Raw genomic sequence first — 18519 nt, 5'->3', positions numbered from 1 at the left:
ACGCATGACGATCAATACGCTTAGGGGAGCAAATGCCAGCAACTGCATTTTCCGTGAGGTTCGAGCGCGAACTCGACGTCGACCAACTCGCGATCCTGATGACCGGCACAAAGCCGACGCAGGACCGCGATGGGGCCGAACTTCTCAGCGTATACGGCGATGCGATCCGCGCAGACGTTCAATGCTCATCCTGCGGTAAATTCGGCGCTCACATCGTACGGCCCGCAAAGTCGCGAGCATCTAAGGCAGTCCTCCGGCAAGCCCACTTCAGATTTGTCGATCCGAACGGCGGCGACGCCCACCATCCATTTTGCGAATTCCACGGGAACGACGAAACTCGTTCGACCCAAGACAGCCTCCTCGACTTCGGATCGGAAAAAAGCGCTGAAACAAGAGCCATACGGCTCCTGGTATGCAAGGGCATCGAACAAAGCATATTTGACCAACGTCGTATCCGAGACATGCGGCAGTGGTTCTTCGATCTCAAATCCGCCTCCCGCTTAACCGTTTCGATGCCGTTGGAGGCTATCTCTTGGGCCTATGCACTTCAGCGCCATCCCCACCACCAGCGCTGGCAGTTCCACCCATCCCAGGCGGAGATGCCCGCCTTCGACTGGAAAGCCGCCGCAAAAAAGCAGTTCACCGAAGAGCATTTTCATCTGTTCGAACTGGTGAAGGGCCGATTGCTACCGTTCGAGGACGCGACGTGGCGACAAGCGAGCGAACTCGCCCAGAAAAATCATGGGCGCGAGGTGTTCGACGTCACCAAGCTCCAGCCGTACTACGAGGCCGCGATCTCGCTTTGCACCTTCGTCACCGCGAACGGCGGCATCGATTTCGGCAAGCGGCAGCCCGAAATTTATCGATGGAAAGGCGCGCCAACGGCATTGCTTGCCCTATGCGCGCTGATGTTGTTCGTCTCCGATTGGGACATGAACGCTGCGATCGCAGCCTTCGCCAAGCTGTTGTCCGCGCCGGAACCTAGCGACCTTGCGCTCGGCAACGTCATCGGACTCAATCCCTTTCACGAGTACGGCGCGTGGCGCCTCATTATCGCGTCAGCCGAAGTCGCCACCAAGAGCCCGAACGGACTGGATTACAGTGCCCGACTCGCCGCAATCGAGGCTGCACTGCGCGAGCAACACCGGCAGTGGAAGGAACACCAGACCTAAGATCGGCGCAGAAACATCGAAGCCGACGGAACCGCTCAGGCGGTTAGTTCTATCTCGCCAGCTTCAAAGCATCCCACTCGATTGTTTACTGCGGCCATAAGGCGTTGTTTTTCCGATGAATAATATTTTTCATTCTTCGATATACCGTCACGTAGACGGTCAAAAAACAGCGCTGTTGAAATCATTGGCTTTTTTTGACCATTTGTAAAAATCGTGCTTTTGCCATTTGCTGCTGTCGCCGGTGCAAACGACTGCGTGGTAGTAACTGACAATGAAAACGATTTTGTCGGAGTTGAGATCGTCAATCCTATGCGCGGAGCGATCTAATGCAGCGCCGGCTCAACGAATGCGTGGGGGGATCTAATGGCTGAAACTCAAATCGAGTGGACGGATTCCACCTGGAATCCCGTGGCAGGATGTTCAATCATCACCGCCGGCTGCACACACTGCTATGCGATGGAAATGGCCAAACGCCTTGAGGCCATGGGTATCGAAAAGTATGCAGGACTGACCCGAAAGACGGGCAACCGCACGGTGTGGAACGGCGTCGTGCGGGAGGATCATCAGGCCCTTTCCATTCCCTACAGCTGGAAGAAGCCGCGGAAGATTTTCGTCAACTCGATGAGCGATCTGTTCCACGAGGGTGTCAGCGACGAATTCATCCTCCGAGTTTGGAGGGTCATGCGCGAGACCCCGCGTCACAATTATCAAATCCTAACCAAGCGGCCCGAACGAATGGCGGCACTCGTCGCTTCCCGGATGGGTGACGTCCTTCCTAACGTCTGGCTCGGCACCAGCATTGAAAACGCAGATGTGGTGAGCCGTGCCGACAATCTCCGCCAAGCGCCTGCGGCCATCCGGTTCATCTCCTTCGAACCTCTGATTGGATCGGTTGGCACCGTCGACCTCCGCGATATCCATTGGGCGATCGTCGGCGGCGAAAGCGGCAAATCGGCTCGGCCGATCAAAGAAGAATGGATCGACGAGATCCACGGCCAATGCCTGACGGCGAGAACCGCCTTCTTCTTCAAACAGTGGGGGACATGGGGCAAGGACAACAAAAAACGCTCCAAGAAAGCCAACGGACGTGAGTATCGCGGCCGCACTTGGGACGAGATGCCAGTCGCCCCAGCGGAAGCGACTGTAATGTAAGAAACAATACTTGTTGGGTGGGGGCGCAAGGTGGTCGAGAAAAGATACGAATGGGCCGACGGCGCAAAGCTTGAGGAGCATTCACGCCGCAAACACAAAATTCTACGTGAGTATGTCTTCGACTATCTCACCGTCCGCTGCAGGCTCCCTCAGCAGGAGCGGTTTCGCCTCGCAATTGTCGATGGTTTTGCCGGCGGTGGACGATATCAATGTGGCTCGCCGGGATCGCCTCTGATTTTCATTGAAGAATTGAAGCGAGCCGTCGACGCCGTGAACACACAACGCGCCGTCCAAGGACTTGGCGCCGTCGAAGTCGAATGCCTCCTCATATTCAACGATGCCAGTCGCGATGCGATCGAGCTTCTGAAGACGCATGTCGCACCGATGCAAGCAAGGGCCAGCCAGAGCTGCCCAAAGCTGCATTTGCGGGTCGAATATCTGAACGAGTTCTTCGAAGCTGCTTATCCTGATATCAAGCGCCTATTAGGGCAAGGCCGCTATCGGAGCGTCATCTTCAACCTCGATCAATGTGGTCATAGCCATGTCGAGCGGAACACTATCCTCGACATCATGCACTCTTATCCCGCGGCTGAGATTTTCTACACCTTCGTCATCAGTTCACTGCTCGCATTCCTTCAAAAGGACCAGCCGGAGCGGCTTCGCGCCCAGCTCGATCATCTCGGACTGACGAGCAACGATATCCAGGCGCTCGATGCGCTAATGAGCCAAAAGGACTGGCTCGGCACAGCCGAGAAAATCGTCTTCGACGCTTTCCGATTGTGCGCCCCTTATGTCAGCCCGTTCTCGATCAATAATCCCGGCGGATGGCGGTACTGGCTGATCCACTTTGCGAATGCCTATCGGGCAAGGCAGGTCTACAATAACATTCTTCACGACAACGCCAGCTTACAGGCACACTTCGGTCGATCCGGCCTCAACATGCTCTCCTACGATCCAAAGCATGATGAAGGCATGCTCTACCTCTTCGATATCAGCGGCCGAGCGTCGGCGAAGAACCAGCTTCTCGGGGACATTCCGCGCCTGATCATGGAATCCGGTGATGCCATGCCTGTCATGGATTTCTACGAAAGCATATACAATATTACCCCTGCGCACGCCGACGATGTCCATGCAGCGATCATCGAAAACCCAGACCTTGAGGTAATAACCCCCACAGGCGGGGAGCGACGAAAGGCCAATACGATTGGCGTTGATGACGTCATCAAAATGAAGAAGCAGATCAGCTTCTTCCCTATGTTCCTGAATGCCGGGACAGGAGGCGGTCCAAAAGAATGACCTCGCACCGACGTCGGGATCCCGAATGGCGCGAATTCGAACGCCTGATTGCGCGGATCGAGGCCGACGCGGGCCCCCGAGGGCTGGTCGTCAAGTCACCGGATCGTCTGCGCTGCAAGGTCACAGGCCGGCTCAGGGAAGTGGATGCCAGCATTCGTGCCAAAGTCGGCACGACTGAAATGCTTGTCACGATCCAATGTCGATGCAGATCAAAGCTTCAGGACGTCACCTGGATCGAGCAGCTAGCCACGAAGAAGTCTTCGATTGGAGCAGATCGCACCATTGCCGTCAGTGCGTCCGGCTTCTCCGCCGCAGCTCAGATTGCAGCATCTCACGCAGGCATTTCGCTTCGCAACATCTCCGATCTAACGGTCGCGGACATTAATCCAATCCTCGGCCTCGACCTGGTTATGTTCTGGCATAAGGCATGTGCCATCGGCAGGGTCGGCATTCGCGCGTATCGAGCCGTGGACGATAAAGTTCCTGAGCCCGACGAGGTGGAGTACATACTTCCGCCTGATACAGACTTGTTTGCCCCGATCTTTCACGACACCGAAGACGGCTCGAGTTGGACGCTGAATGACGTTTGGCGGAAGGTCCAGGAAACCTTAAACCCGTATGCCGAAATTGCGAAGGGCCAACCCCCTATCACGCGGACAGCGCGTATTCCCAACCCGGAACGGTCTCCATCGACACTCCACATGGGCCGTGGACACTCGGCCATGTCTTCTTGAGCATGGCGATGTGGATCGAGCCGGAGATGGTCCCGATCGAGGAGGCGCTTAAGGTGTCGTACTCGGATCCCGATGGTAGTTCTGTTCATCGGGTAGAGTTTTCGTCTCAGCGGACGCAAGACTGGCGCATATCTTTGCAAGCACAATCAGACGCCCAAGGCGTCAATGAGATTCGAGTTGGCAGTAATTGGCCTCAAACCAAAGAAAAATAAGAATTACTGTGACGCTCCGAAAAGCAATATTGAACTCTCGTTTGGAAGGCCGATTGCCGTGGTTTGCTTTAGTCACTTTAGAACGCTCGATCCGGAGACAGCGGATCTTGCGCGCGAGCTCATTGACGCCTCCAACGTCCAACGATCCGCCTTCTCCTCTTTCGTAAACCTATGGATGGGCTTCAACGGGTGGATGGAATGTGTGACGGATGCCGCGACCGACGCGGAGATGATCACCGCACTGGCCAACCACCAGCGTCTCACGGAGGCTTATAACGAGCTGGTGAGGAATTCGCCTGACTTTCGCGAGAAGGTCGAGGATTTCGCGACGATGTGGCCGGTACTCAATGTCCGCGACGTGCGCCGAAAACTCCGGCGCGACGCATTCTGGCGATTTTCTCGTGGAGAGCTTATGTCCGAAGTCTTACGTCAGGGTGTCAAGCTTCAGCCAGTCGGTTGGACAGCCGGCGACACACCGACCTGGCCTCAGCTCCTTCGAACCGTTTATACCATCCGATGTAATCTCTTTCACGGTTCCAAATCGCCGGAGAATTTCCGCGATCATGAGCTTGTCGTAGCCAGCGATCACATCCTTCGGATGTTTATCGCGCGCAGCGCCTGCTTTGAATGGAATGACTGATTGTCGTGTTGAGACGGACGGACCTCAATCACTAGTGGAAGCCTTCACGCCGTCCGAAGGCTGAATGCGGCCGAGAAGGAGCAGTAGCTTGCTGTTCTTAAGGTTCCAGCTCCCAAGCTGATCATACAGTCTTCATCGATATGGTCGTCTTCTAAGCATTCGCCCCCGCACGTTCAAGACAGCCAGTATGGCGGATCGGTTACCGCCATCGGCAAAGGGTCCGCCCGGCCCCAGAACCTCGTCGTCGCCCTGATATAGCGGACGAGGTCGTTCCTTCTGATCCTGAGATTCTCGCTTGGCAGCCGGGGCCCGGGCATCAGGTCGACATAGTCGCTAGCGGTGTCGGACCACAGCGCCGGTGCCATCGCGCGAAGCCGCTCGCAGGACGCTCCTTCGCCATGGCGCACGACATTGGCTACCGTGAAAATCTCAGTCAGCTCAGTGCCGAGATCGCCGATCGCCAGATCGATACTCGCAAGGTTTGCACAGGCAAGCAAATGCTCCTGGAAGCCGCGGAGCTTTGCCAAGTCGACCAGTCCCATGGCCCTCGCCCAACTGCTGAGCTGCCGCTCGAAGACTGCGGCCAGCGTCAGCACGAAGGATTTGGCGGCCTCGTTTGACGTATAATTATCGACCTGGGCCCCTGCGCGGTCCAGAAATTCGTCCATCGATCTTGCCTCGCCGTCTTCGAGGATGGGATGGACCACCAGGCCATCCATCGCGGGCTCGATGATGCGCTCGTAGAGCCGGGCCAGGTTCGCCTGAAATATCCGAGGGAGTTGCTCACTTAAGACCATCATGGCGTTCCCCACCTGCACAGCGGAAACCAGAACCGTTTCCAGCAGAGTGCGGCGAGATCCATGACGGTGATTGAGCGGAGGGCGAACACACCCTGGGCATCGGTCGCGTGCTGTGCCCCGAAGATGGAATTCGAGACGAGCTTGCCCTGGTCGTCAGTGCAAAGCAGGTCGTATCCATAAGAATAATGCACCGCGCCGATGTCGAAATCCGCCCAATCGGCCATAAGCTTGCGCAATACCTTCAGGAAAGACGCTTGCGTCGCGTGATTGCGTGGACTGGCTGCCTCGGCGCCGATCCCTTCACGCCAGAGATAGCGATCGAGCGTGATGTTGTTCAGTGCCGCCGCCTGCGCGTATTGCTGATTCGACGCGGCAAGACCGTGGGCGGCCGAGAGCTGCTCGCCGAAACTCTGCAGGGCGCGCAACGGATATTCGCCGAAATGCCGGATGAAGGCGCTCATGCGGTCCTGCCGCTCGCCGATCGCGTAGCGCGTGTCAGAAGCCCAGTCGGCCGGGCCGAACGTTGGCAGCGCGCCATAGCCAATACGCGGACCACGCATGATCCGGAAGCCGGTCGCGAGTGCGGCAGCGATGATCTCCTGCCGCGTCGGCGGAATGGCTGGCGGCTGCGTTTTCGTGCCGACCGTCAGCAGGAGGTCTACGCGGTCGGAGTTCCTGAGGCTCTCGGCGGCGAAGGCCGCTTCGGGAATGCCGGCGTGGATGCGGCCCTTGCGGATGCAGCGCTGGATGTACCACCAGGCGATCCGCCGCTTCTTCGACTCCCAGCGGTCCCTATCGAGCGGCCACCACTTTTCCAGGAGACGGGCGATCTTCGGATCGGCGATCGTGCTGTATGTGTTGGTGTCGAAGGTGACCGCGATCGGTTTCCTCATGGCCATAGAGGGCGATCGGCGGCGTTCGGATAGGCCAAAATCATTCCCTACCCCTTGCGCGTAATGAAGGCGAAGTCAGTGGCGCCTGCTTTCGCGGACAACTCCAGCCAGTGCTCGTTGAAGTTGGGCAGATTGGTATGCTCGAGCGCCGCGGCGGCCACCGCAGCGCAATAGGCGATCCCGACATGCACGGTCGACCCCAAGAAATTGAGAAATCGGGTCAAGTCCGGCGGGTAAGCCAGGTCGGTATCGCTTTCGAAGATACGGTGCCGTTCGCCATCCACGAAGGTGTTGATCGCGCTCTCCAACACCGCGTAACCCAGAAACGCCTCGGCCGGCGCACCGGGTTGCGTCAGAACGACGTTGAGTTCGGGGCGCCATTCGAGAGTCTTCTGGCTGAGCGCTGGGTTGACATGACCAACCGCGATGTTCCGGATGTATTTCGCGAATTCGAAGTTCCGCCAATGCGGCGTGATGATCTCCGAAATGGCCGGATGGTCCTTGTAAAGAGCACGACAAATTAGCTCGAGATCAGTCACGTTTGCACAAGATACCAGAAGCTGTTTCACCAGGATGAGTCTGACGCCATCATCGCTGGGGTCGGTCTCAAGGGCAGCGTCGGCGGCGACGAGATCGCCGTGGGCCAGGCGGGCAGAAATGGCTATATGAACAAAATCCATGGAGTGATCCGTCTGTGCGCTAGCGATCCGAAACCTGTCCGTTCCGAACAAAATGGTCGAAGACGTCACTCTCCTCTTCCTCCTCCTGAAAGCGTGGGCCTTCCGCTTCAAATTGCAGCACCGTGATTTCCTGATCGTAGCGGTCGGAGCGGAGGCACATCTCGTGCACCGGCTCGGGAAACCAGACGCCAGCTTGCTGCGTGACGCCGGCAAGCGCCGCATCGGAATAATCGCGTCGTGCCGCAAAGGCCTGCAGGGGGAGTTCGAATACGGTGTCTCTCGTGCGGATGTAGCGTCCCGATTTAAGCGCCGCCTTGCTGGGTTTCGCCCAATGGGCAAACCCCTCATTCGACACCACCATGATTGCCCGCGTCTCGGTGTATTCGAGCCAGCGCAAGATCGCCGCAGTCAGCGAGACGCCGTAGCGCTTTGCCACTCGACCGAGCGCGTCGAAATCGGCGCTAGCCTTGGCTGGCAGCTGGCGACGGGCGTCATGAAACGGCATGAGCAACGCGGCGGCAAACTCGTCGGCTTCCTGCTCAATACCGGACCCGTCGCGACGAACTACCGCGTTCTCGTCGCAATAGATCCCGCCGTCGAAACGCCCGTCCTCCTCGATTAACTCGCGGTGCAGGACGTAGTGGGCAAACTCGTGCCCCACGGTGAACGAGCGGCGCCCCGCAGACTGGCCGAGATGGTACATAATCGCCCATTGGCGCGGCCGCGCCTCGCCATAGACCAAGGCCCCAACGCAGCCTGGGATGTTGCGCTCGACGACTTCGTGGATGGGACTCTGGGGCGCGACCTTTCGGGAATACTCCAGCGCAAGACCGATCACGTCGACGGGCGCGCGATCAAACCGATCCGCTCCGAGGACCAAGTCGAGCATCTGGGTAATTCGCGCTGCCTCCTTCAGCGGCTGGGGACGGCTCGGATCGCTCATTTGCGGGTCTTTGTATCGAGGATGCGGGCCATTTCTCGAAGCTGCCGACGCGTCTCCTCTGGCAGACCGCTATATTGTCGAAAGAAGGCGGTGTCCTCAGCCTCGCTGAGCGTTTGCGTGTCGGCCCCGAATAGATAGTCGACGGTAACCCCCAGCGCGGCTGCGATCGCGGATAGCTTCTCGGCCGACGGCCGGGGCGGATTCTTGTTTTCGAGCTCCCAAATATAGCTCTTCGACGAGCCGGTCTCCTGCGCAAGCTGATCGAGCGTTAAGCCCTTCTGCGTTCGTAAGTCTTTGATCCGCTCACCAAATTTCATAGCTGGCCCTTCCACTCGATCCGCCCGACCCGCGTTCGGAGTAGCTATATTGTAGGTCCCTTGACAGACGCATTCAAGCTCCCCATCTTGTTCGGAGTAGACGCACTTATATTTGCATCACCCCGAACACTGCGCGGGCGGTGGCGAGATGCACAGATACAGCCCAGCCCGCCGTGGAGATAGATGTGAATATCCAGCTTGCGCCGACCGGCCTCAATCCTTTCGACGACCCTCTCGACCGCATCCTCGCCGAGATTGCGCTCAGCGTTCAGCTGCCGCCCTCGCTCCATGACAAGGCGAAGTCGCGTTATGAGGCGGTGCGGCGCCATCTAGAGGCCACCACCGCCTTCTTCGACCAGATCGAGCACTTCTACCCGCAGGGCTCCATGGCGATTGATGCGACGATTTCGACGCGCGGCACCGACGACGAGTATGATCTCGACATCGTCTCGCAGCTCGGCGGCCGCTTTCGCGGTATGGCGCCTCTTGAAATCCTGACCGAGCTGGAATCCGCGCTCAGTGACTATCCCGTGCAGCGTGTGTTGCGGCAGACGCGCTGCGTCACTCTGTTCTACGCCGACAAGATGCATCTCGACGTCACGCCGTCGCTGCGCGTCTACAGCAGGCTCGATCGCGAAAGCCGGATCACCCATGCCAAGGGTCCGAGGCGTTCGGACGACGACCGCCTGGTCGACATGAATGCCTATGGGTTCGCGCAGTGGTATGCGAACAGGACGCCGCTCGAACTGCGGATGGCGAAGGAGTTCCACCGGCGGTGGCTTGACCATGCGGGCCTTGCGGCTCGCGCCGACGCCGATGTGGACGATGTTCCAGATCAGTGCGACTTCATCGTCAAGAACACGGCGACGCTCGCCCTCCAGCTCCTCAAGCGCGTCCGGAACATTCGCTACGCCAACTCTGCCGGGCGTATTCCGCCGTCGGTGATGCTCTCCTACTACGCCGGGCTCGCCGCGCAGCCGAACATGTCGCTCAGCGCCATGCTCGTTCGCCTCGCGAGTTGGATCATCCGCGAAGTCGAGCAGGCCTCGCTCTACGGGCGGCTCCTACATGTCGCCAATCCGGTCTGCGCGACCGATGTCTTCACCGACCGCTGGCCGGAATCCATTGCTCAGCAGGATGAGTTCGCCGAACACCTGCACGAGCTCGTCCGTTCGCTCGAGGCGATGCGCAAGGGCGAAATGTTCCCCAACGCGATGATGGACACGTTGCGCGACGACTTCGGCGAACGGGTCGTGACCCGTGCCGCAGACCAGATCGCCATCGAGGTTGGTGGCGGGATCCAGCAGTCCCGTCAGCTCTACACGCGACGCGGCGGCGTCCTGTTTCCTACTGCCGCCGCGGTCGCGGCGTCGACCGTCAACCCGGCGGTCTCGGCGGCGCGGCCCCACACTTTCTTCGGGCGCAAGATCTGATGCGGGCGGCGCCCCTCTCCATCGACCAGCAGATCGCCGCGATGAAGGCGACCTGGCCACAGTTCGCTGCGCGCCGCATCGACCGCCGCACGCAGTCCGCTCGGTGGGTGGGAAGCCTGAGGCCGCAATATTCAAGCTACTCACTGGAAATCCGTTATGAGCTCGGGACGTTCCCCGGGGTGCGGGTGCTCTCACCCGAGCTGGTTCGGTTGCCCGGCAATTCCGAGGGGCAACTGCCCCATGTCTATCCGCCTGCCGAGGATCCGACTCTTTGCCTGTTCGATCCTCGCGAGAGGGAATGGTCATCGACGATGACTATCGCCAACACGACCATCCCTTGGGCGCTCGACTGGCTCGCCTGCTACGAACTTTGGTTGATGACCGGGCGCTGGACCGGCGGCGGGCGGCACGCCGGATCAGAATTCGCCGAGGTAACGGAGGCTAGCCAATGAACTATATTCCGCCGCGCCGGTCTGACGGCACGATCCAACATGCTCGACTAAAGCAGTCATGGCCGCAGGGCCGCCCGTTGCGCATCCTGTCGATCGACGGTGGCGGAATTCGCGGCGTGTTTCCTGCGGCGGTCCTGGCCGAACTCGAAAGCCGCTTCCTGGGCGGCGCTTCCATCGCCAATCACTTCGACATGATTGCCGGCACCTCAACGGGCGGCATCATCGCGCTCGCCCTTGCCCACGGGATGACGGCCGGACAGGCCTTGAACATCTATCTCGAGCGCGGCGAGCGCATCTTTCCGCCGGCGGCGGGGCTCCGCAAGATGTCGAGGGCGCTGCGCTGGCTGTTCAAGCCAAAGCACGACCAGGCAGCCCTCAAGGAGGAGCTGCTGCGGATTTTTGGCGACAAGGTGCTGGACGATGCCGTCACCCGGCTGGTCATCCCGAGCTTCGAAGGGCGCCACGGAGAGCCGTTCCTCTACAAGACGCCGCACCACCCGGACTACCAGAAGGACCGCCATAAGAAGTTTGCGCATGTGGCGCTCCACACGACGGCGGCCCCGTCCTATTACCCCGGTGTCGAGGACGACGGCTACGTCATGATCGATGGCGGCATTTGGGCCAACAATCCGGTCATGAACGCGCTGATCGACGCCCTCGCCTGCTTCGACATCGCGCGCGAGGACGTGCGTATCCTGAGCCTGGGAACGGGTGAGTCCATTTTCACTGTCGATGAGCGGGCGCGCACCGGCGGCATCAAGGATTGGGCGTTCATGCGCTCTTTCACTGCGGCCGCCCGCGCGCAATCCCGCAATGCCCTGGGACAAGCCTATCTGCTGGTCGGCAAGAACAACGTCACAAGGATCGATGTGCCGGAAAGCGACGCGCCGATCGCGATGGATGACGTTCAGCGCTCGATCCGGGAGCTGCCGATGGTGGCACGCAGTCTTGTCGAAGGCGCCGGGCATCACATCGAGCGAGTGTTTCTCGACGGCACAGTCGAGAGATTCATCCGGTGTCCGATGACGTAAGCGTCTGATCGGGCACTCGTCTCTACCGGGCCGTGAGTAGACGACACGCGAGCTCGCGCTCGCCCCAGCGGGTCGAGAAGGTGTCGGAAACCTCGAACCAGCTTCCGTCATTGCCGACGCCATGGTTGGCGCCCATGCAAGAACACTGGCATTCGTGACCCTGCGCTTCCTGGCACGCCCGCGCGCAGATCTCCTGCTCGCGGTAGGGCTGGATGATGTAGACCTTGCTGAAGCGCAGAAGCGCCCGATCAACGAAGTCGTTGAACCAGGACTTCGGCAATTCCCAATATTTCTTGCCCGCGATCCAAGCCGGCGACGTTCGCCTTCCATTTTGAAGCCACTGGCGGTTTGTCTCCACATACGGAAGACGAACACGTAAAAGCTGACCTTTACCCGTTCGCCGCAGCACGACCGGTATGACCTCCTGCCCCCAGACGTAGTTCAAACTCAGCCCGTTCATGTTCGTTCACAGCCCTCTCGTGTGAACATAAACCAAATTCTCAGTCTTCATATCGCTTCTCAGTACTTCGAAGAAGCCCGTCAGCCTCTCGAAGCTCCAAGGAGAGGATATTCATGTCAGGTTGGATCGAGAAAGCCTTCGACTGGTCGTACCAACGCCACTGAAACCGCAGAGTCTTTCCTCCCTCACTCCTCTCCCAGACATGTAATTGGGAAGGCTTTCCATCTCCCTGCTCAAGCAACCCATGACGCTCTGCTTCCGCAGAGGCGGTTGAAGCCGAACAGTCCCCAGCGGCATGTTTCATCGCCTCTGCGATCGCTTCAAATGCGTTCTCTAATTCCGTGAACATCGCTCCTCCTTCAAACCCCTGTGCAATGTGGGCACTCGGGATCTGCCTCTATCGAGAAATCCCTGCCGTTGCTCTATGCTTCCTGATTCTGCGAGGGGTTCAATGTATCTCAGGAATATAAAGCTCAACAGCTTTCGCTCTTTCGACGAAGGAGAGATCGAACTCCAAAAAGACTTGACGGTCTTCGTGGGTGAAAACAACGGCGGCAAAAGCAACGCGATCGACGCAGTTCGCCTGCTTACGACCCCTCTCGGTGGACGACGGGAAATATATTGCGAGTCGACGGACGTTCGCTTTCAAAGCGCGACCAGCTACTTCGAGCTGGAGGGGTGCTTCGCAGAGCTTTCGACGGGGCAGCAAGGCCGCTTCATTTCGGCTGCGACGGATGCGTCGCTGACCCAAGCGCGCTTCGGCTTGCGTTTCGATGGCACGCGAGCCGGCGTCAAACCGGTGCTCTGGGCCGGCAAAGAAGGAAACTCTCCAGAACCAGGCTGCCACGACATGGTCCGGCACGTCTATCTACCGCCGCTGCGCGATGCGAAGCGTTCTTTGGCGTCCGGAAACCCAACGCGGATCATGGCGCTATTAAATCATTTTCTCGAGGGGACCACTCCAGCGCAACTCGCGAAAGAACTCGCGAGGACCCACTCGCATGATATCCTCGTCAAGGTAGACGGTGCAGTCGAGAAGGGTCTATCAGCCCTGACGTCCGGGGTTCGCCGACAAACGGCTTCACTCGGGTTCGCTACCGAGGAAGCTTTAGTCGATATCGCCCGAGACCTGCGTTTCAAGCTCGCCGACCACGGCGTTGATCCCGAAGACCTTCGGTATTCTGGGCACGGATACGCAAATCTCCTGTTCATGGCGATCATCGCCGTTGAGCTTGAGAAGGTCCGATCAGCCGACCTCACGCTTTTCCTCGTTGAGGAACCAGAGGCCCATCTCCATCCCCAGCTTCAGGCGGCCGTCCTCTCCTTCTTGAGAGACCAGGCCGAGCAATCACGCAAAGACGCGCCCGCCGACCACGCTCCATCTGGCGAGCTCCAAGTGATAGTCGCCACGCATTCGCCGAACCTTTCTGCATGGGTCAGCAGCGACCGTTTGGTGGTGTTCAAATCCGTCGTCGCGAGCACCAAACAAGCGCAGGCCGGCGAACCAGGTATCGAGCCGACTTTGGCGGATGCAGCGGTCATTGGAGGCGGGTTAGGCACTGACCACGCCAAGACCGACGTGGCAGGTACCGATGCACTCACCGCCACCATGACAGCGGCGGCACTTCGCAGGTCTACCCGCTGCATTCCCTTGTCGCTGATGCCGCTTGATTCGCTGGAGCGGCGCAAGGTCGATCGCTATCTCGATGTGACGAAGGCGGCGCTACTATTCGGCGGACGAGTCTTGCTCGTCGAAGGAATTGCAGAAGCGCTTCTCCTCCCGGCCATCGCAAAGCATCACACGCTGAAGGATCATCCCGACCAACTTCGTCTGTTCAAATCAACGGTGTTTGTGCCCATCGATGGCGTCGATTTCAGTCCCTACGCGACGCTGTTGCTGACGACGGTCAATGGTGCTCGCATAGCGGACCGCGTCGTCATCCTGACGGACGGAGACAAAGGGACCGGCGACAGCGACGATGACGAGGATGATGACGAGGAACTGCCAAGCGACGCCTCGGACGGAGTCCCCGCCAGCCCCGCATCGGAGCAAGACGTACCCCTGGTCTCCGACGAGGATGATGAGGCCGTCCCAGAGGAGCCATCTATTCCAGGTGAGATGCGCAAGGCTGCATTGATGAGCCTGGCTAGCTCACTCGGCGCGAGCGAGCATCTTGCGGCGGTCACGAGCATCTACTCGCTGGAGACCGAGCTGCTGGAGGCGGGCAATTCCGCTATCCTTCGCAAGGCCTACCTGACGCTTCACCCAAGATCGAAGAAGAAGTGGGACAACGCCGTTGCGCTCAGCGGCGACGAGCGCGCGAAGAAAATCCACGAGATATTCAAGAAGACCCGCAAGGGCGATTTCGCTCAGATTCTCGCGCGGCTGATCGAGGATGGCGACACGTTCGTAGTCCCCGCCTACATCGCAAAGGCCATCGAAGAGGTCGTCGTCCCGTGACCCTCTCCTCGTATGTTCCGACCCAAGAGCAGCAGGACGTTATCGATCACGTCGGCACGGCGTTCGTAACGGCTTGCCCTGGCGCGGGTAAGACCAGGACGATGGTCGAGCGCGCCCGTCAATTGCTAAATCATCCCGACGACCGACGCGGCGTCGCGTTCCTGTCGTTCACAAACGCCGCGGTCGATGAGCTGGAGGCACGCCTCCGCACCTTCGGTGTGCTGCCGGCGCCAGTGTTTCCCAGTTTCATCGGAACGTTCGATCGATTCCTTTGGCAGTTCTTGATCGCACCCTTCGGCATTCCGGACTGCCACCAACTGCCGAGGCTTGTCCCCGACAAAAGCAATTGGGAGGTGAAGCCGCCCTACGACGGCGCGCAGGCGCTCCGGTTGCGATGCTTTGACCGAGCAACGGGCAAGGTTATTCCCGCGCTCGCAAAGGACGAGGGCTTCGACGTCGACAAGCGCCAGATCGCGGCGCATGAGACCACCGCGCTCTCCACGATCAGACGTGCGCGAAGCCAAGGCCAAATCGACTTCGAAGATGTCCGCGTCTGTGTCCGTGAAAGGCTGACCGACCTGGCCTTCGCCAAGCGTCTCGGTGCTGCGCTCGCGGCCCGATTTCGGGAGATCATTGTCGATGAAGCCCAGGACTGTAACCCTGCTGATCTCGAGATTGTCGACTGGCTGCGGGCATCCGGGATCAGAGTGAAGGTCATCTGCGACCCCCACCAGTCGATTTACGAATTCCGGGGCGGCGTGACCGACGAACTTCAACGGTTCGCCGCGACGTTCGAGGCAACGGATCGTTTGCCGATGAGCGGCAATTTCAGATCCAGCCCAGCAATCTGTGCCGCGATCGTGACGCTTCGACCACCGTCCTCGCGCTCCGATCCGGACAAACCGTTGGGTCCGCATCGCGCCGATACGACGCCGGTCCACATCCTGTCGTATGGCGGAAGCGCCGTCTCGCCGGCCATCGGTTCAACCTTCCGGGGCCTGGTCGAGGGACTGAGCATCCCCTTACATCTCGCGCCGGTTCTAGCCTCCACGCGGGCCAGTGCTTCAAAAGCCATCGGTCAGCCGACGATCGAGCCGACCGCCCACATGACGTTCCTTCTGGCGGAAGCGGCCATGAACTATCATTTCGCGTTCGCCGTTGGAAATCGTCGTGACGCACTCGTCAACCTGCACCGCGTTGTCCTGCTGGTTCAAGGCCGCCTCGGTGCGCTGGGAGGCTATCATAGCTACCTGCTGAGCGAGGCACTTGAGGACGGCCGTTGGCGACCGGAGATCATCGCGCTCGCCAATGGCCTCCGTTTCGGTCAAGGCGACACCGTTGATGAATGGCTGGCCAGGGCGCGCAATCTTCTCGTCGCTGGTCTCGTCGCAAACTCCACCATCAACCAGCGCCTGAAAGCGCACGCAGACCTGACGACGGCGCTTGCCCGCGCCCCCACAAACTCTCCGCCGGCCCGCACGATCCACTCCGTAAAGGGCCAGGAGTTTCCTGCGGTGTGCGTGGTCATGACGACGAAGACCGCCGGCGCGATCATTGACCTCCTCGAAGGCCAACCGTCGGACGCCGACGAAGAGGCCCGTAAGATTTACGTCGGAGCCTCGCGGGCCGAGCGCCTGCTCGCGATTGCTGTCCCGAAAAGCCGGGCCGCACGGCTCCAGACACTTCTCACCAATGGTGGGTGTGAGGTCCGTCTCCATCAAATCTGATCGGCTCGGCGGATTTACCGACCTCGTGCATCGCGGCGAACGGGTGCAGGTGAAGATGCAGACACGGCTTGCCTGGTCGGCGCCGCCAGCATTGGGCTTGCTCGGCTCGTGCCTAGTTGGAATTTTTGCGCAGCATCGACGAGTTCGAGCGTGCCCGATCGACCGAACGAAATTTCTAGACGTCGCTTACTCAGATCGAAAGTAAACGTCACGCCGTCTCTGTCGTACGTCGCTCGTTTGGTCCGATCGTCGTCGTGGACCTCACCACCCTGGCTTTCCTGGATGTCTTCAAGCTTTTCAACCAATGCGTCGAACGTGTCGTCCATCCGCTCGAACTCTATTACCAAGCGGTCGAACTCATTGCCGAATATTTCGTCGATCGCGGCGCGATGCGCGTCCCAGCCATCGCGCAGCTCCAGTCGACGCCGGATGATATACTCTGCGGGGTCATCAGGGTTCTGGCCCGTCTCGATCGAATAACGGAAGGCCGCCGTGTCCAGGTCACCGCCACCACCATCGCCGGCCTTCTGGACGTCCTTCCGCCGCGCGTTGAGCGCCTTGCGCGCGGACTCGTAGAGCTCCTGTAACTCTTCCGCGACGCGCTCGGTGAGCAGACGCTGGCACCACGATTCCACTGACTCGCTTATTTCGGTCGGCACGGTGTGCTTTTTGGTTCGCGTAAACCCAGGAAGCCGGCGGATCTCTCCCGTTTCCGTGCCTTCCAGAAACTCGCTGTTGTTGCGCAGCGAGATGCCCGCCAACGCCGCATCGGCCGGCACGGTGGGCGGTTTCGGAATATGGCGAATCTGGAAGCTGCTGCTTCCCGAGAGAATCGCTTGAGGCGTTTGAGTACCTCGCACCTGCATTTGGCGCGTGATGAACCCCGGAACTTCCTTTTGAAGATAATCGCGCAATCCGAAGTCGGTCAGCCAGCGATCGCGCGTCAAGGCTTTCGGCGCCCGACCTTCCATCGCTTCAAGCAGGAAGTGCGTCCAAATGCCGTGTTTTAGCGTTGCCGCGGGATATGACTTTTCGCCCGGCGAGCATGACAAGAAGACGCCGAGGTACCACCCGCTGTCGAGAAACTCCCTGACCTCATCAGCATCGAGATTGGTGATAACATCGCGCGATCTGACGACACCGCTGAATCTCTCTGCGCACGCATCGACAAACACCAGCGCCTGACGGCACTCGCTATCCATCAGCGGTTCCAGAAGATCGTCGCGCATCGACAGCGACGTATCCTCGACGGTGTGGCGGTTGGTATCGTAGGTACTGAGGCGGTTGCCGCCAGCACCGTGAAACCCATGTCCAGCATAGTAGAAGATGAAGAGCTCATCATCAGCGAGAGTCTTGATCGTGTACTTCAGATCGTCTCGCAAAGCCGTCAGACTGGCATCGGTGTCCTTAAGGACATGTACCGACACGTCCTCGTCCGGTAGATCGGCATAGATTCTCTTGATAACGTCAGCGAAGGCGTCCCCGTCGGCATGTGCGAAATCGACGGATGGCAACGGCTCGCCCTTGGGCGGCTTTCGATAGTTCTCGATCGCGACAACAAGGGCGGTTACTCGCGTAAACCTCCGCTCAGGTCGCGCGTCCACCTCAGTCGGCTGAGCTCCCGAGACTCCCCTCTTAGGCATCATCGTCCTCGTCAAGAAATTCGTTCTCTAGCCTCCGCGCGTCAGCGCGCAGGCGATCAAGGTCGTGACCAGATCGGTGAAGCACGAGTAAGACGAACAGCAACCGACGAGCCGTCGGGCTCATCGCCCTTTTCCGCCCCTCGCTCGCTCCGGCCGCTCCCCAGGAGCGAACAGTTACGGCGCTCGATCCGGTCAACCGGGCAAGCCGGGCGCTGCGGCCACTGGCTTCACCGTCGTTGAGTTCCTGCGCGATGCGCCTGACTGCTGCGGATTGATCCACGTATATCCTATCACTCTGTCACAGTGACAGCGTAACACTGTGCGATCCCGCAAAACAAGGCACCGATCGCGGGCACGGCGTTCCCACGCCTCCGCGAAGTCCACGTTTTGCGAGAGTTCAGGTAAGCACGCATCGAGATCCACCTTGACTCTGGCTGTCGAAAGAAGAACAAATAGCGAACATGATGTTGAAC

The 18519-nt window shown here is 59.4% G+C and carries 18 protein-coding genes and 1 pseudogene; 11 read left to right on the top strand and 8 right to left on the bottom strand.

Annotated features, from left to right (window positions below; genetic code table 11):
* Positions 1-32: 32 nt before the first annotated feature.
* The 6 genes and pseudogenes from EN851_RS03300 (at position 33) to EN851_RS03275 (ending at position 5206) form a co-directional block, all read left to right on the top strand.
* The gene (locus EN851_RS03300; protein ID WP_135928553.1) at positions 33-1172 is read left to right on the top strand and encodes a hypothetical protein; all 1140 of its coding nucleotides are present in this window, start codon (positions 33-35) and stop codon (positions 1170-1172) included.
* 228 nt (positions 1173-1400) lie between these two features.
* Positions 1401-1499: pseudogene (locus EN851_RS36985) on the top strand (VapC toxin family PIN domain ribonuclease); the annotation flags it as partial.
* 36 nt (positions 1500-1535) lie between these two features.
* Positions 1536-2324 carry a DUF5131 family protein gene (locus tag EN851_RS03290; protein ID WP_135928552.1) on the top strand — a complete coding sequence of 263 codons (789 nt, stop codon included), beginning with the start codon at positions 1536-1538 and terminating at the stop codon, positions 2322-2324.
* A gap of 30 nt (positions 2325-2354) precedes the next feature.
* The gene (locus EN851_RS03285; protein ID WP_135928551.1) at positions 2355-3620 is read left to right on the top strand and encodes a three-Cys-motif partner protein TcmP; all 1266 of its coding nucleotides are present in this window, start codon (positions 2355-2357) and stop codon (positions 3618-3620) included.
* On the top strand, positions 3617-4354 hold the full coding sequence (locus tag EN851_RS03280; protein ID WP_245520678.1) for a restriction endonuclease: 738 nt from the start codon (positions 3617-3619) through the stop codon (positions 4352-4354). The genes EN851_RS03285 and EN851_RS03280 overlap by 4 nt, the downstream gene beginning before the upstream one ends.
* A gap of 177 nt (positions 4355-4531) precedes the next feature.
* Complete coding sequence (locus EN851_RS03275) at positions 4532-5206, top strand: hypothetical protein (protein WP_210212167.1); 675 nt, start codon at positions 4532-4534, stop codon at positions 5204-5206.
* A gap of 173 nt (positions 5207-5379) precedes the next feature.
* Here the strand turns inward: EN851_RS03275 and EN851_RS03270 are convergent, their stop codons facing one another.
* The 5 genes from EN851_RS03270 to EN851_RS03250 are packed head-to-tail and all read right to left on the bottom strand — an operon-like array spanning position 5380 to position 8839.
* Entirely contained in the window at positions 5380-6024 is a 645-nt protein-coding gene (locus tag EN851_RS03270) for a hypothetical protein (protein WP_210234918.1), read from the bottom strand.
* Complete coding sequence (locus EN851_RS03265) at positions 6003-6905, bottom strand: hypothetical protein (protein WP_135928550.1); 903 nt, start codon at positions 6903-6905, stop codon at positions 6003-6005. The genes EN851_RS03270 and EN851_RS03265 overlap by 22 nt, the downstream gene beginning before the upstream one ends.
* A 41-nt stretch (positions 6906-6946) precedes the next feature.
* Entirely contained in the window at positions 6947-7579 is a 633-nt protein-coding gene (locus EN851_RS03260) for a hypothetical protein (RefSeq protein WP_135928549.1), read from the bottom strand.
* Between the two features lie 19 nt (positions 7580-7598).
* Positions 7599-8522, bottom strand: a complete 924-nt coding sequence (locus EN851_RS03255) for an ImmA/IrrE family metallo-endopeptidase (RefSeq protein WP_135928548.1) — start codon at positions 8520-8522, stop codon at positions 7599-7601.
* A complete protein-coding gene (locus EN851_RS03250) occupies positions 8519-8839 on the bottom strand; it encodes a helix-turn-helix transcriptional regulator (RefSeq protein ID WP_128222382.1) in 321 nt (106 codons plus the stop codon). The genes EN851_RS03255 and EN851_RS03250 overlap by 4 nt, the downstream gene beginning before the upstream one ends.
* Positions 8840-9024: 185 nt before the next feature.
* On the opposite strand from EN851_RS03250, the gene EN851_RS03245 reads away from it, so the two are divergent.
* The 3 genes from EN851_RS03245 to EN851_RS03235 are packed head-to-tail and all read left to right on the top strand — an operon-like array spanning position 9025 to position 11755.
* Complete coding sequence (locus EN851_RS03245; RefSeq protein ID WP_135928547.1) at positions 9025-10272, top strand: nucleotidyltransferase; 1248 nt, start codon at positions 9025-9027, stop codon at positions 10270-10272.
* Positions 10272-10724 (top strand): hypothetical protein, encoded by a 453-nt coding sequence (locus tag EN851_RS03240; RefSeq protein WP_245458736.1) that lies wholly within the window; start codon positions 10272-10274, stop codon positions 10722-10724. The genes EN851_RS03245 and EN851_RS03240 overlap by 1 nt, the downstream gene beginning before the upstream one ends.
* Positions 10721-11755, top strand: coding sequence for a CBASS cGAMP-activated phospholipase (locus tag EN851_RS03235; protein ID WP_135928546.1), 1035 nt, complete (start codon positions 10721-10723; stop codon positions 11753-11755). The genes EN851_RS03240 and EN851_RS03235 overlap by 4 nt, the downstream gene beginning before the upstream one ends.
* A gap of 22 nt (positions 11756-11777) precedes the next feature.
* On the opposite strand, the gene EN851_RS03230 is transcribed toward EN851_RS03235, so the two are convergent.
* Positions 11778-12215, bottom strand: coding sequence for a hypothetical protein (locus EN851_RS03230; protein WP_135928545.1), 438 nt, complete (start codon positions 12213-12215; stop codon positions 11778-11780).
* Positions 12216-12255: 40 nt separating this feature from the next.
* A complete protein-coding gene (locus EN851_RS03225; RefSeq protein ID WP_135928544.1) occupies positions 12256-12564 on the bottom strand; it encodes a hypothetical protein in 309 nt (102 codons plus the stop codon).
* 102 nt (positions 12565-12666) lie between these two features.
* On the opposite strand from EN851_RS03225, the gene EN851_RS03220 reads away from it, so the two are divergent.
* Together EN851_RS03220 and EN851_RS03215 are read left to right on the top strand one after the other, a co-directional pair.
* Positions 12667-14676 (top strand): AAA family ATPase, encoded by a 2010-nt coding sequence (locus EN851_RS03220; protein ID WP_135928543.1) that lies wholly within the window; start codon positions 12667-12669, stop codon positions 14674-14676.
* Entirely contained in the window at positions 14673-16403 is a 1731-nt protein-coding gene (locus EN851_RS03215) for an ATP-dependent helicase (protein WP_135928542.1), read from the top strand. The genes EN851_RS03220 and EN851_RS03215 overlap by 4 nt, the downstream gene beginning before the upstream one ends.
* A 14-nt stretch (positions 16404-16417) precedes the next feature.
* Here the strand turns inward: EN851_RS03215 and EN851_RS03210 are convergent, their stop codons facing one another.
* Positions 16418-18007, bottom strand: coding sequence for a caspase family protein (locus EN851_RS03210; protein ID WP_245458734.1), 1590 nt, complete (start codon positions 18005-18007; stop codon positions 16418-16420).
* Positions 18008-18519: the final 512 nt, after the last annotated feature.

Origin of the sequence: Mesorhizobium sp. M8A.F.Ca.ET.208.01.1.1 (genome assembly GCF_004791315.1) — a bacterium.
Taxonomy (GTDB): domain Bacteria; phylum Pseudomonadota; class Alphaproteobacteria; order Rhizobiales; family Rhizobiaceae; genus Mesorhizobium.
Note: the sequence above shows the minus strand (reverse complement) of the source record. Positions and strands in the feature narration are given on the sequence as shown.